Below are 12,852 nucleotides of genomic sequence, written 5' to 3' on the forward strand. Positions count from 1 at the left end.
CTTTGGTGGCAAGACAGAGGTGGTGATATCAATTATAAAGACAAGTCTGCTTTTCACTGGATTTCCCTTATTCGTTTGCCTGATTTTGTCACACCAAAAGACCTCGATTGGGCTATCGCCACAGCAAGCAAAAAGAAAAAGTTGGATTGTTCGCCTGTTGAATGGCTGACGCTTGATGAGGGCTTATGCGTTCAAATCATGCATCAGGGAGCATTTGACGATGAACCAAAAACCATCGCGTTAATGCAAGAGTTTCTTACTGAGAATGACTATGTCACGGATTTGACGGATGAGCGACGTCACCATGAAATCTATCTGTCAGATGCTAGAAGAGTTGCTCCTGATAAATGGAAAACCGTCATCAGATTGCCTATCAAAAAGCAGTAGCATCCAAAGAAAAAAGCTAGAACAAATCGTCTAGCTTTTTGGCTTAGTTTTTCTTTTTCATTTCGCCGTGTGGGTAGTAAGTTCCCTCAGGCATATCGTTAATAAAGACATGAATAGCTTCTTTTGGTGCTTTAGCAACACGAGAAACCACCTCAGTTACTTCACGAGCTAATTCAATTTTTTGTTCTTCCGTACGACCTTCAAACAAATCAATTTTGACAAATGGCATGATACCTCTCCTTAACATTTAGTAATATCAGTATTGTAGCATATTTTGCACAAAAATTCAGAAACAAATGGTATAATGAAGGTGTAGATAAAAGAAAAAGCGACATTCACTCATATGTAAAGAATACATATAGAGAGGTAGAATAAATGAAACCTATGTTTATCGTGGCAATGCTATCGATTTTCATTGCACTATACGCTGGCGATAATGACTCAAAACCTCAATAAGACGATAATTTAGCACCCAGACTCTTAATCGAGGAAGGTGCGTTTTTATTGTTAAAATGCCTTTTCATCTGGAAGTCAAAATAGTACCCATATACGAAAAGTTGTATTTATGGTAAAATAGGAGAATATTAATAGAAGGTAGGATCTTATTCTTGGCTCAACTCTATTATAAATACGGAACCATGAATTCTGGTAAGACCATTGAAATTTTAAAAGTGGCTCACAACTATGAAGAACAAGGCAAGCCCGTTGTGATTATGACATCGGCACTGGATACGCGTGATGGGTACGGGATTGTTTCTAGCCGTATTGGTATGCGTCGTGAGGCAGTAGCTATCACAGAAGAGATGGATATTTTTGCTTTTGTACAAGCTTTGCCTTTCACACCTTATTGTGTGCTGATTGATGAGTGTCAGTTTTTAAACAAACAACACGTTTATGATTTAGCGCGTGTTGTGGATGAGTTAGGCATTCCTGTTATGGCTTTTGGTTTGAAAAATGATTTTCAAAATGAGTTATTTGAAGGCTCACGTTATCTTTTGCTTATGGCAGATAAGATTGACGAGATTAAAACCATTTGCCAATTTTGTTCTAAAAAAGCAACGATGGTCTTGCGTACGGAAAATGGTAAGCCTGTGTACGAGGGCGATCAGATTCAAATTGGTGGTAATGAAACCTATATACCTGTCTGCCGCAAGCATTATTTCAATCCGATGATGCCAACAGACAAGTAAAACTGGAAAAAGAGAGGGTAATAAAAAACAATGAACATTTACGATCAGCTACAAGCGGTTGAAGACCGTTATGAAGAATTGGGAGAATTGCTTAGTGACCCTGAGGTCGTTAGCGACACCAAACGTTTTATGGAATTGTCACGCGAAGAAGCTAATACCCGCGATACCGTGACAGCTTACCGCGAATACAAGCAAATTCTTCAAAACATCGAAGACGCTGAAGAAATGATTAAAGACGCTGGTGGCGATCCTGAATTGGAAGAAATGGCCAAAGAAGAACTCAAAGAGTCAAAAGCTGCCAAGGAAGAATACGAAGAAAAATTGAAGATCTTGCTCTTGCCAAAAGATCCAAACGATGATAAAAACATCATCTTGGAAATTCGCGGAGCAGCAGGCGGGGACGAAGCAGCTCTTTTTGCTGGTGACTTATTGCAAATGTATCAAAAATACGCTGAAAGCCAAGGTTGGAAATTTGATGTCATGGAAGCTTCTTACAACGGTGTCGGCGGTATCAAAGAAGTAGTGGTCATGGTATCTGGTCAATCGGTTTACTCTAAATTGAAATACGAATCAGGTGCCCACCGTGTGCAACGTGTTCCTGTAACAGAAAGCCAAGGGCGTGTTCACACCTCAACAGCGACCGTCTTGGTTATGCCTGAAGTAGAAGAAGTCGAATACGAAATTGATCCAAAAGACTTGCGCGTGGATATCTACCATGCCTCAGGTGCTGGTGGACAAAACGTCAACAAAGTAGCGACAGCCGTTCGTATGGTCCACATTCCAACAGGTATTAAAGTGGAAATGCAAGAAGAACGTACCCAACAAAAGAACCGCGACAAAGCCATGAAAATTATTCGTGCGCGCGTGGCTGACCACTTTGCCCAAATCGCTCAAAACGAACAAGACGCCGAACGTAAATCAACCATCGGTACTGGTGACCGTTCAGAACGTATTCGTACCTATAATTTCCCACAAAACCGTGTGACAGACCACCGTATCGGTTTGACCTTGCAAAAATTGGATAGCATTTTGTCAGGAAAATTGGACGAAATCATTGACGCCTTGATTCTCTTTGACCAAACCAAGAAATTAGAAGAGTTGAATCAATAATGAATTACGCTGAAACCATCAGCCAATTAGAAAAACAGTTACAAAACCTTGGCGAAGCCCCCGAAAACCTTGCTTACGTTTTTCGTGACATCAAAGGCTGGACTTTGCTGGATTACATTTTACATCAAAATCAATCTGTGACGTCCGAGGACGAGCAAGTGTTGGCAGGGATTATGTCCCAACTAAGCCAGCACCGCTCCCCTCAATACATCACAGGTACGGCTTATTTCCGCGATTTAGCTTTAGCCGTGGATGAGCGCGTTTTGATTCCGCGACCAGAAACCGAAGAATTGGTTGAGTTGATTTTAAAGGAAAATAGCGGAGCAGATAAACGTGTTTTAGATATCGGTACAGGTAGCGGGGCGATTGCCATTTCACTCAAGGCTGCGCGGACAGATTGGCAAGTGACAGCGTCTGATATTTCAATAGATGCCTTAAACCTAGCGCGTGACAATGGGGGGAAACACCAAGTCAAGATTGATTGGGTGCAATCTGATGTATTTAGCAATCTGACAGGAACATTTGATATCATTGTTTCCAATCCGCCTTATATCGCCTTTGACGATAAGGATGAAGTGGGTGTGAATGTTTTGGCCTCAGAGCCGCATTTGGCTTTGTTTGCAGACGAAGATGGTTTTGCTATTTACCGTCGGATTATCGAAGAAGCTAGCAACTACCTAACCGAGCAAGGAAAGCTTTATTTTGAAATTGGGTATAAGCAAGGTGACGGTTTGCGAAACTTGCTGGAGCAGCATTTTCCTGGCAAGCGCGTGCGGGTATTACAAGATGTATTTGGAAAAGATAGAATGGTCGTGATGGATAATGGCTAATTTAAAAGAGATTTTAGAAAATGGCGGAGCGGTGATTTTGCCGACAGAAACGGTTTACGGACTATTTGCGCAAGCCATGAACGAAGCAGCAGTTGAGCACGTTTACCAACTCAAACGTCGTCCAAAAGACAAGGCGATGAATCTTAATGTGGCTGATTTGGAAACCATTTTAGCGTTTTCAAAAAATCAACCCAGCTACCTCAAAACACTTTACGAGGCTTTTTTACCTGGTCCTTTGACCATTATTTTACAGGCCAATGACCGTGTGCCAGCTTGGATCAATTCTGGCTTATCAACAATTGGTTTTCGAATTCCCAATCACCCAAAAACCTTGGAATTGATTCAGCAAACAGGGCCTTTAATTGGTCCTTCTGCCAATATCTCTGGGCGAGAAAGTGGGAAAATCTTTGCTGATATTAAAACCCAGTTCAACAACGAGGTGACAGGGCTGGCAGATGATGCTGCCCTAACAGGCGTGGATTCAACTATTTTAGATTTATCTGGAGAAACAGCTCGAATTTTGCGCCAAGGTGCCATTACCAAGGCGGAATTATTGGCTGTGGCACCTGAATTATCGTTCGAATCCAATTAGGTTTTTAGGGGGAATTCTTCTCATAATGTTTTGGCTTTGACAGACTTGACGACAAGGGTGTCACTTGGACTTATCAAAAAGGAGATCAGGTTATGATTTTTGACAAGGAAAACTACGAAGCATTTGACCAAGAACTCTGGGCTGCCGTGCACGCTGAAGAAGTTCGCCAACAAAACAACATTGAACTCATCGCCTCTGAAAATGTGGTGTCAAAAGCTGTCATGGCAGCACAAGGTAGCGTTTTGACCAATAAATACGCTGAAGGTTACCCAGGTAAACGCTACTACGGGGGAACAGACTGCGTGAACGTGGTCGAAAACCTTGCCATTGACCGTGCAAAAGAACTCTTTGGTGCTGCATTTGCCAATGTTCAACCGCACTCAGGAAGTCAAGCCAATGCCGCTGCCTACATGGCTTTAATCCAACCTGGCGATACTGTTTTGGGCATGGATTTGGCGGCTGGTGGGCACCTAACGCACGGAGCACCCGTTAGCTTTTCAGGAAAAACTTATCACTTTGTGTCATACACCGTGGACCCCGTCACTGAATGCATTGACTACGATGCTCTAGCTCAATTAGCGCTGAAAACCCAGCCAAAACTCATCGTTGCAGGAGCGTCAGCTTATTCTCGCATCATTGATTTCAAACGTTTCCGTGACATTGCTGATAGCGTTGGGGCTTATTTGATGGTGGATATGGCGCACATTGCGGGGTTAGTCGCTTCAGGTCATCACCCAAGCCCTGTTCCTTATGCCCACATCACAACAAGCACAACCCACAAAACCCTACGTGGGCCTCGTGGTGGCTTGATTTTAACCAATGATGAAGCCCTAGCTAAGAAGATTAATTCTGCGGTCTTTCCTGGCTTGCAAGGTGGACCCTTGATGCACGTCATTGCTGGAAAAGCCGTTGCCTTCAAAGAAGCCCTGGACCCTGCTTTCACAACTTACGGTGAGCAGGTGGTGAAAAATGCTGCCGCTATGGCAGAGGTTTTTACCCAACACCCAAATTTCCGCGTCATTTCAGGAGGAACAGACAACCACGTCTTTCTTGTTGACGTGACGAAGGTCGTTGAAAATGGCAAAGTGGCCCAAAACATTTTGGAATCAGTCAATATTACCTTGAACAAAAATGCGATTCCATTTGAAACCTTATCGCCTTTTAAAACCTCAGGCATTCGCATCGGCACCCCAGCCATCACTAGTCGTGGCATGGGCGAAGCTGAATCACGTACGATTGCAGAATTGATTGTCAAGACCCTAGAAAATCACCAAAACGAAACTATTTTAGAGGAGGTTCGTCAGGACGTGAAGGCTCTAACAGATGCTTTCCCGCTCTACTAACGAACACTTAAAACAGCCAACATGATTGATTTATATATTAAACGGATTGTGATTCACCAATTCACACCCAACGACACTGACCTAATCTTGTCAGACCAACCGTTGACTCTGACGCCTCGAATTGATGAGTATTTTCGCAAAAAACTCAGTAAAGTCTTTTCAGACGAAGCCAAGCGTGGCACTTTTTCTAAGGACAATGTCTTTTGGAGCTATCTCACCGATGATTTGCTGGAATCATCGGTTCAGATTGCCCAGCTTTGGAAAGAAGAATTTGTCTTGTCTGACAACCAAAAAGTCAATGACCTCATTTTCATTCAATTTGACAAGGATGGCATGGAGCACTTTGCTTTTTTGCGGGTTGCTTTGAAAGAAAATTTCACACATATTTCAAGCGACAATGATAATCCTTTGAAAATCACGCAAAACAATCTGCCAACGGCTGCACAAGTGCCTGATGAGGCCTTGATTGTCAACCGTCAAAATCGCAATTACTATCTTATCGAGAAGCGAATTAAGCATAATGGCAGTTTTGCTCATTATTTTTCAGAAAATCTCTTGCAAGTTAAGCCTGAACAATCTGTGAAAAAATCCATTAAAATGGTGGAACAGACTGCTCAGAAAATCGCTGAAAATTTTCAGCAAGATGACTTTGCTTTTCAATCGAAAATGAAAGCAGCTATCCATAAAAACTTGGAAGAAGAGGAGTTGTCGCCTGAAAAGCTAGCTGACCAATTGTTTGATAGCAACCTGACTGCCCGTCTGACCTTTGTGGATGAATTGAAAGAAAGCATTCCAGAACCTATTCAACTATCAGATATTGACCATTCGCGTCAGAGTAAAAAACTGGAAAATCAGAAACTCTCACTTTCAAATGGCATTCAACTCATTGTTCCCAATAATGTCTATGAGGATGCCGAGTCAGTCGAATTTATTCAAAACCCAAATGGAACCTATTCCATCCTAATCAAAAATATAGAGGATATTCAAAATAAATAATGTTTAAATGTATCAGACGTTTGGTTATACTTGGGCTTGTTTTCTTTGCTGGCTTTCAAATTCACGACACTTATGTCAACGTACATAATGTCTTGCAATATAAAACTATGGTGAAGGAGATTTTGGCGACCAATGACACCACTGCCAATGTTGACTTGGTTTTGGCCATGATTTACACGGAAACCAAGGGCAGTGATGGGGACGTTATGCAATCCAGCGAAAGCACCTCAGGAGTTGCCAATTCCATTACGGATAGCCAAACCAGTATCCGTCAGGGCGTCACTCTCTTGTCTAAAAACCTTACCTTAGCTGAGGAAAAGGGCGTGGATGTTTGGACGGCAGTGCAAGCCTACAATTTTGGAACGGCTTATATTGATTATGTTGCTAATCATGGTGGTAAGAGTACCATTGCATTAGCCACTGAATATTCCAAAAATGTCGTTGCTCCCAGTCTTGGAAACACCACTGGGGAAAGTTATTTTTACCACCACCCTATAGCACTCATATCTGGAGGAAAATTGTACAAAAACGGTGGTAATATCTATTACTCACGCGAAGTTCATTTCAATCTCTATCTGATTGAGTTGATGAGCTTGTTTTAACATATGTTTTAGAAAGTAGAAAATGAAAGCATTAGGACAGTATTTTAAAGGGTACCTGAAAGAGACAATCTTGGGGCCCTTTTTCAAATTATTTGAAGCTTCTTTTGAACTGTTAGTTCCCATTATTATTGCTAGAATCGTTGATACCATCATTCCCCACCATAATAAGCCACAGTTGTATGCCATGATTGGCTTGCTCTTTCTTTTGGCTATTGTAGGTGTAATCGTTGCTATTACAGCCCAGTATTTCTCATCAAAAGCTGCCGTTGGTTACACCCGTCAGCTCACGCAGGATTTGTTTAAGAAAATCATGAGTTTGAGTAAGGAGGACCGTGATCGCATAACCGATTCTAGTTTGATTACGCGTCTAACCAGTGATACTTATCAGATTCAGACAGGTATTAACCAATTTCTACGCCTCTTTTTACGCGCACCTATCATTGTCTTTGGGTCAATTATCATGGCCTTTACCATTAGCCCAAAATTGACCATTGCCTTTGTTTTGATGGTGGTCATTCTCTTTACCTTGGTCTTTGTGATGTCACGCTTGCTAAATCCCATTTATGCAAAAATTCGTCTGGCTATCGACCACATTGTGCGTCTGACGCGTCAGCAATTAGAAGGTGCTCGCGTTATCCGTGCCTTTGGACAGGTGGACAAAGAAGAAGAGGAATTCTCTGCTGCTAATCAAGGCTACACGCGCTTGCAACTTAAGGCAGGGTACTTGTCTAGCTTAGTGACCCCTTTGACTTATGTTGTGGTTAACGGCACGCTGATTATCGTAATTTGGCAGGGAAATCTATCTATCGGACAAGGTTTATTGTCACAAGGGATGTTGATTGCCTTGGTTAATTATCTCTTGCAGATTTTGACAGAATTGCTCAAGATGACCATGTTAGTCACATCGCTAAACCAATCGTTCATCAGTGCTAAACGCATGACCGAAGTGTTTGAGATGCCGTCAGAAAATTTGAATACCCCATTGCCACAAAAAACGTCTGACCTTGCTATTAGCATCAAGGACATGAGTTTCACTTACCCATCCGCAGCTGAGCCTGCCTTGTCTGATATCAACCTGGCCATCACTCCAGGAGCCTTTATCGGGGTTATCGGAGGGACAGGAGCAGGAAAATCAACCTTGGTGGAATTGCTAACGCACCTGTACACCCCACAAGAGGGAAGTTTGAACATTTTCCAAAAGCAACACTCTCCTAAAACCTTGAAAGAATGGCGTTCGTGGGTCAATGTCGTGCCGCAAAAAGCAGAGCTGTTCCAAGGAACCATTCGTTCTAATCTGACCTTTGGATTAAAAGAAAAGATTAGCGATGAACAGCTTTGGCGTGCCTTGGATATTACCCAAGCCACTGAATTTGTTTCAGAAAAAGAAGGGCAATTGGATGCCGTGGTGGAAGCTTTTGGGCGTAATTTCTCAGGTGGGCAGCGTCAACGGTTGACCATTGCTCGCGCCTTGGTGCAAGAAGCGCCGTTCTTGATTTTGGATGATTCCACATCAGCCTTGGACTACTTGACTGAAGCCAAGCTATTGACAGCCATTCATGAAGAATTGAAGGACACCACTTTGATTCTCATCTCACAACGCACCAATAGCTTAAAAGCTGCTGACAAGGTCTTGCTCTTAGACCAAGGCAAGCAATTAGGCTTTGCGTCACATGATGACTTGTTAGCTCACAACAAGGTTTATCAGGCTATCCATTACTCACAACATTCTGAAGAAGAAGGAGGTTTAGGATGAAAGCACGCTATCAAACACAGACCACCCAACGCTTAATCAAAGATTTGTTGACACAAAGATGGCTGGTCTTGGGAGCAACCATTGGAACCCTGATGCAAGTGAGCTTGACCGTTTACCTCCCTATTCTCATCGGGGATGCGGTTGATGTTGTTTTATCACCCAATTCCATTCAACTGTTGTTGCCAATTATTGCCAAGATGATTGCCGTCGTCGGACTCAACACCTTGATTCAGTGGGTTAATCCTTTGATTTATAACCGCTTGACCTTCCAATTCGTTTACCAATTGCGGCAAAAAGTCATGGAAAAACTCAATCAAATGCCCATTGCTTATTTGGACCGCAAGAGCGCTGGCGACCTCGTCAGCCGCGTCACGACCGATTCTGAACAATTAAGCAACGGTTTGTTAATGGTCTTTAATCAATTTTTCATCGGTATTTTAACCATTGTCATTACCATTGTGGCTATGGCTGATATTGATTTGTTAATGGTTGGTCTGGTCTTGATTTTGACGCCCTTATCACTCTTTTTGGCACGTTTTATTGCCCAAAGAAGTTACCAATTGTACCAAAATCAAACCAAATCACGTGGTCAACAAACTCAGTATATCGAGGAAATGATTCGTCAGGAAAGTTTGGTCCACCTTTTAAACGCTCAAAATACCACAATCGAGCAATTTACAGGCATTAACAATACTTATGCCGATTATTCTCAAGGGGCTATTTTCTATTCTTCAACGGTGAACCCAGCCACTCGCTTTATCAATAGTTTGATTTATGCCCTCTTGTCAGGGGTTGGAGCCTTGCGCATCATGTCAGGTGGCTTCACGATTGGAGAATTGACCACCTTCTTAAACTACGTCAACCAATACACCAAGCCTTTCAATGACATTTCATCTGTCTTGTCAGAATTGCAGAGCACCTTGGCTTGTGCAGAGCGTCTGTATAGCATTTTGGATGAAAAAAGCGAACCGCTCCCAGTGAAAATAGAGCTGGACGCTGAAAACATTAAAGGGCAAATTGATTTCAAAGCCGTTTCTTTTGGTTATACCAGCCAAAAAACCTTGATTAAACATCTGGACTTGTCTATTCCGCCAGCTTCAAAAGTCGCGATTGTTGGGCCAACAGGAGCAGGGAAATCAACCCTAATCAATCTCTTGATGCGTTTCTACGAGTTAAATAGCGGCTCAATTGACTTAGACGGCGTGCCAATGTCCCATTACGACGCGGAGGCCTTACGTCACCAAATCGGAATGGTCTTGCAAGAAACGTGGCTCAAGGTTGGTACCGTCCATGATAACATTGCTTACGGAAATCCAAATGCCACAAGAGAAGAAGTCATCGCAGCAGCTAAGGCTGCCAAAGCCGATTTCTTTATCCGTCAATTGCCAAACGGCTACGACACTTATCTGGCTGATGCAGGCGCTTCATTGTCACAGGGACAACGCCAATTGCTCACCATTGCCCGCGTCTTTATCAAATCACCGAAAATTTTGATTTTAGACGAAGCCACATCGTCAATTGACACACGGACAGAACTCTTGGTGCAAGAAGCCTTTGAAACCTTGATGAAAGGACGCACCAGCTTTATTATCGCCCACCGTCTATCAACCATCAAAAACGTGGATTTCATTCTCGTTATGGTTGACGGGGATGTGGTCGAATACGGTAAACACCATGCCTTAATGGCGAAAAAAGGTGTTTATTACCAAATGCAAACCGCACACGACAGTGCCTTTTAAGCCAAAATACCTCCCTCATGTTTCCCATGAGAGAGGTATTTTTTAGTTATCAGGATACTGTTTTTCAAGGATATTGCTGATTAGAATGAGCAATATCGGTTGCAGTAAAATCAGCGTCCCTGTCATGATAGCTGGTAAAAAATAATCCAATGCAATCAGCAAAGCCGTGACAATTCCCAGAAAAATCATGGTTATCATCAGAGCAATGCTGCCTGTCTTTTCCTTGATAAAGGTATTGCGTTCTGTCTTGACGCTGATGCGATAAGTTGTGTCTGTTCGCATCATTTTATGGTGCAGCAAACTGAATGTAAGAAATGCTAAAAACCGCACTAAACAAAAAGATAAGCGCCATATCCACCGTTTTAGAAAAATCATTGCAAAACATCACTACAATAAGCAGGAGTGACAGGGAATAGCCAATGTACCAAATACGGTTGTTTCCCTTCATGGCAAGTCCTCCTCAATCACTAAGCGAAAGGACCTACAAGACCCCAAGTGGTACCCAAGCACTCACCGATTTTTCACCCACTGGAAAGTCCCCATAACCGTCCGCATCAATCGTGACAGGCAAAGGGTAGTGGTAGAGGGCATCTTCAAAGGCTTGTCCAACCCAATTTTCCCCAACAAAAAGGTGTTTTGAGGTCGCTTTGCCATTGCTAATCACAACCGCTAGAGGATTTGGGTGCTGGTCATCGCCAAGGCAAGTCCAGCCGATGCAATTTTCCTCATCAAAATAATCCACTTCCTCGCCGTAAACCACCGTTTGACGCAGTAGAAGTAGGCGGTCAATCACATCTTTAAAGCTCTCTTGGGCAAATTCACCAGAAATGCCGTAATAATCCCCATAAAAAACACAAGGAAGTCCTGTTTGTCGCAAGAGAATGAGAGCATAGGCTGCAGGCTTAAACCACTCGGCAATCGTTGATTCTAAAGCCTGTCCACGCTGGGTATCGTGATTATCGACGAAAGTCACCGCAGAATCAGGGTGGTTTTTAACCAGCGTTCCCTCAAAAATCGTCCGCAAATCGAATTGCTCATCTTGGCTCGCGTCAAATAAATTGTGGTGCAGTCGCACATCTACCAAGTCAAAACGAAAATTCGTGCTTTCCAGATAATCCGTATTGGCTTGTTCATCGCTATTCCAAAATTCCCCAAAGACATAGAAATCATCGCCGTATTTGGCTTTCATATCGCGGATGAAATTCCCCATAAAGAAAGAATCAATGTGCTTGATAGCGTCCAAACGAAAACCTGTTATGCCAGTCGTTTCCACGAACCAGTCCGCCCAGTCGTAGATATTTTGAATGACCTCAGGGTGTTTAAAGTCCAAATCAGCGTACATGAGATAGTCGTAGTTACCGTTTTCACCATCCACCAGATTTTGGTTCGCCCAACCTTTGTTATCCCCTTGAATCTGAAAAATACCTGTCTTGCCTGTCTTGACATCGTAGTCAGTCCCAGTGAAATGGTACCAGTGCCACTCAAAAGCGTTGTATTTATGCTTTCTACCTGCAAAGGTAAAATTGGTCCAACCCTCGATTTCAAAAGGCTCGCTCAAGACCTTGGTGCGGTCCTCAGGCGACACCTCCACCACGGTAAAGACTTCCGTGTGGTCAGCAGCAGCCTTGTGATTCAAAATCACATCCGCCATAGGTTCAATGCCGTTATCTTTCAAGCTTTTAATAGTCGCTAGATAGTCAGCCTTGGTACCGTACTTAGTCCGAACGCTGCCTTTTTGCTCAAATTCTCCCAAATCAAACAAATCGTAAACACCGTACCCCACATCAGCCGAGTGCGTTGCCTTAAAGGCAGGCGGAAGCCACATCTTCGTAATCCCTTTTTTAGCTAATTGCGGTGCAGCAGCAGCCAAGTTTTGCCAGTGCTTACCATCATCAGGCAAATACCATTCAAAATACTGCATTAAGGTTTCATTTGTCATAAAAATAAATCTCCTAAAAAGAAAAAGCTGTTTCTTCCATTGTACCAAAAAGATAAAATAACACAACCGTTTGCGTAAAGTACAACCTTTTCTGAAATATAACATGCAACTGACAAGGCAGACTGTTTGTGGTTATTTGGGAACAATAAAAAAGCAAGAGCTCTAGAAGCCCTCACCTATGGAGATTATGAAAAAGAAAAGTTTTAGGATTTTCTTATAATATAACCAAATAATCTTAACGCCCGCTTAAAAACTTTTCAAATGTTTTGACATGAGTCAATTGACTGAAATCTAACATCCTCATGACAAAATAACTCTTTTTTCAAAAAATAGGACTTTAGACGGATGTGATTTAGGGCCACATCTTATAT

14 protein-coding genes are annotated in these 12,852 nt (G+C 42.7%); 10 read left to right on the forward strand and 4 right to left on the reverse strand.

Annotated features, from left to right (window positions below):
* Positions 1-387: GyrI-like domain-containing protein (locus B3473_RS00120; protein ID WP_293650525.1), on the forward strand; the 387-nt coding region annotated here is incomplete at its 5' end.
* Positions 388-430: 43 nt separating this feature from the next.
* Here the strand turns inward: B3473_RS00120 and B3473_RS00125 are convergent.
* Positions 431-616 carry a 4-oxalocrotonate tautomerase gene (locus B3473_RS00125; protein WP_002885057.1) on the reverse strand — a complete coding sequence of 62 codons (186 nt, stop codon included), beginning with the start codon at positions 614-616 and terminating at the stop codon, positions 431-433.
* A gap of 379 nt (positions 617-995) precedes the next feature.
* On the opposite strand from B3473_RS00125, the gene B3473_RS00130 reads away from it, so the two are divergent.
* From B3473_RS00130 to B3473_RS00170, 9 genes are all read left to right on the forward strand, one after another.
* Entirely contained in the window at positions 996-1,577 is a 582-nt protein-coding gene (locus B3473_RS00130; RefSeq protein ID WP_154454310.1) for a thymidine kinase, read from the forward strand.
* 30 nt (positions 1,578-1,607) lie between these two features.
* Positions 1,608-2,687 carry a peptide chain release factor 1 gene (gene prfA, locus B3473_RS00135; protein WP_154454311.1) on the forward strand — a complete coding sequence of 360 codons (1,080 nt, stop codon included), beginning with the start codon at positions 1,608-1,610 and terminating at the stop codon, positions 2,685-2,687.
* The gene (gene prmC / locus B3473_RS00140; RefSeq protein ID WP_204984343.1) at positions 2,687-3,517 is read left to right on the forward strand and encodes a peptide chain release factor N(5)-glutamine methyltransferase; all 831 of its coding nucleotides are present in this window, start codon (positions 2,687-2,689) and stop codon (positions 3,515-3,517) included. The genes prfA and prmC overlap by 1 nt, the downstream gene beginning before the upstream one ends.
* Positions 3,510-4,109, forward strand: coding sequence for an L-threonylcarbamoyladenylate synthase (locus B3473_RS00145; protein WP_154454313.1), 600 nt, complete (start codon positions 3,510-3,512; stop codon positions 4,107-4,109). The genes prmC and B3473_RS00145 overlap by 8 nt, the downstream gene beginning before the upstream one ends.
* Positions 4,110-4,201: 92 nt before the next feature.
* Positions 4,202-5,452 carry a serine hydroxymethyltransferase gene (gene glyA, locus B3473_RS00150; protein ID WP_154454314.1) on the forward strand — a complete coding sequence of 417 codons (1,251 nt, stop codon included), beginning with the start codon at positions 4,202-4,204 and terminating at the stop codon, positions 5,450-5,452.
* A 21-nt stretch (positions 5,453-5,473) separates the two neighbouring features.
* A complete protein-coding gene (locus B3473_RS00155) occupies positions 5,474-6,448 on the forward strand; it encodes a nucleoid-associated protein (RefSeq protein WP_293650689.1) in 975 nt (324 codons plus the stop codon).
* On the forward strand, positions 6,448-7,050 hold the full coding sequence (locus tag B3473_RS00160) for a lysozyme family protein (protein WP_154454316.1): 603 nt from the start codon (positions 6,448-6,450) through the stop codon (positions 7,048-7,050). The genes B3473_RS00155 and B3473_RS00160 overlap by 1 nt, the downstream gene beginning before the upstream one ends.
* 22 nt (positions 7,051-7,072) lie before the next feature.
* Positions 7,073-8,803 (forward strand): ABC transporter ATP-binding protein, encoded by a 1,731-nt coding sequence (locus B3473_RS00165; protein WP_154454317.1) that lies wholly within the window; start codon positions 7,073-7,075, stop codon positions 8,801-8,803.
* Positions 8,800-10,542, forward strand: coding sequence for an ABC transporter ATP-binding protein (locus B3473_RS00170; RefSeq protein WP_154454318.1), 1,743 nt, complete (start codon positions 8,800-8,802; stop codon positions 10,540-10,542). The genes B3473_RS00165 and B3473_RS00170 overlap by 4 nt, the downstream gene beginning before the upstream one ends.
* A gap of 42 nt (positions 10,543-10,584) precedes the next feature.
* Here B3473_RS00170 and B3473_RS00175 read toward each other — a convergent pair whose 3' ends face one another.
* From B3473_RS00175 to B3473_RS00185, 3 genes are read right to left on the reverse strand one after another with little or no spacing between them, the layout of a single operon-like run.
* The gene (locus B3473_RS00175; RefSeq protein ID WP_235280941.1) at positions 10,585-10,827 is read right to left on the reverse strand and encodes a hypothetical protein; all 243 of its coding nucleotides are present in this window, start codon (positions 10,825-10,827) and stop codon (positions 10,585-10,587) included.
* A 1-nt stretch (position 10,828) separates the two neighbouring features.
* Positions 10,829-10,990, reverse strand: a complete 162-nt coding sequence (locus B3473_RS00180; protein WP_235280943.1) for a hypothetical protein — start codon at positions 10,988-10,990, stop codon at positions 10,829-10,831.
* Between the two features lie 33 nt (positions 10,991-11,023).
* Positions 11,024-12,481, reverse strand: a complete 1,458-nt coding sequence (locus tag B3473_RS00185; RefSeq protein ID WP_154454319.1) for an alpha-amylase — start codon at positions 12,479-12,481, stop codon at positions 11,024-11,026.
* Positions 12,482-12,852 lie beyond the last annotated feature (371 nt).

The sequence above is a fragment of the Streptococcus sp. UBA632 genome, from assembly GCF_002300045.1.
GTDB classification, from domain to species: domain Bacteria; phylum Bacillota; class Bacilli; order Lactobacillales; family Streptococcaceae; genus Streptococcus; species Streptococcus alactolyticus.

Bases quoted from the DNA above. Each gene is read 5' to 3' on its own strand.
- B3473_RS00160 (WP_154454316.1), top strand. From the start codon at position 6,448: ATGTTTAAATGTATCAGACGTTTGGTTATACTTGGGCTTGTTTTCTTT.
- B3473_RS00165 (WP_154454317.1), top strand. From the start codon at position 7,073: ATGAAAGCATTAGGACAGTATTTTAAAGGGTACCTGAAAGAGACAATC.
- prfA (WP_154454311.1), top strand. From the start codon at position 1,608: ATGAACATTTACGATCAGCTACAAGCGGTTGAAGACCGTTATGAAGAA.
- B3473_RS00125 (WP_002885057.1), bottom strand. From the start codon at position 616: ATGCCATTTGTCAAAATTGATTTGTTTGAAGGTCGTACGGAAGAACAA.
- glyA (WP_154454314.1), top strand. From the start codon at position 4,202: ATGATTTTTGACAAGGAAAACTACGAAGCATTTGACCAAGAACTCTGG.
- B3473_RS00155 (WP_293650689.1), top strand. From the start codon at position 5,474: ATGATTGATTTATATATTAAACGGATTGTGATTCACCAATTCACACCC.
- prmC (WP_204984343.1), top strand. From the start codon at position 2,687: ATGAATTACGCTGAAACCATCAGCCAATTAGAAAAACAGTTACAAAAC.
- B3473_RS00175 (WP_235280941.1), bottom strand. From the start codon at position 10,827: ATGATGCGAACAGACACAACTTATCGCATCAGCGTCAAGACAGAACGC.
- B3473_RS00170 (WP_154454318.1), top strand. From the start codon at position 8,800: ATGAAAGCACGCTATCAAACACAGACCACCCAACGCTTAATCAAAGAT.
- B3473_RS00180 (WP_235280943.1), bottom strand. From the start codon at position 10,990: ATGAAGGGAAACAACCGTATTTGGTACATTGGCTATTCCCTGTCACTC.
- B3473_RS00145 (WP_154454313.1), top strand. From the start codon at position 3,510: ATGGCTAATTTAAAAGAGATTTTAGAAAATGGCGGAGCGGTGATTTTG.
- B3473_RS00185 (WP_154454319.1), bottom strand. From the start codon at position 12,481: ATGACAAATGAAACCTTAATGCAGTATTTTGAATGGTATTTGCCTGAT.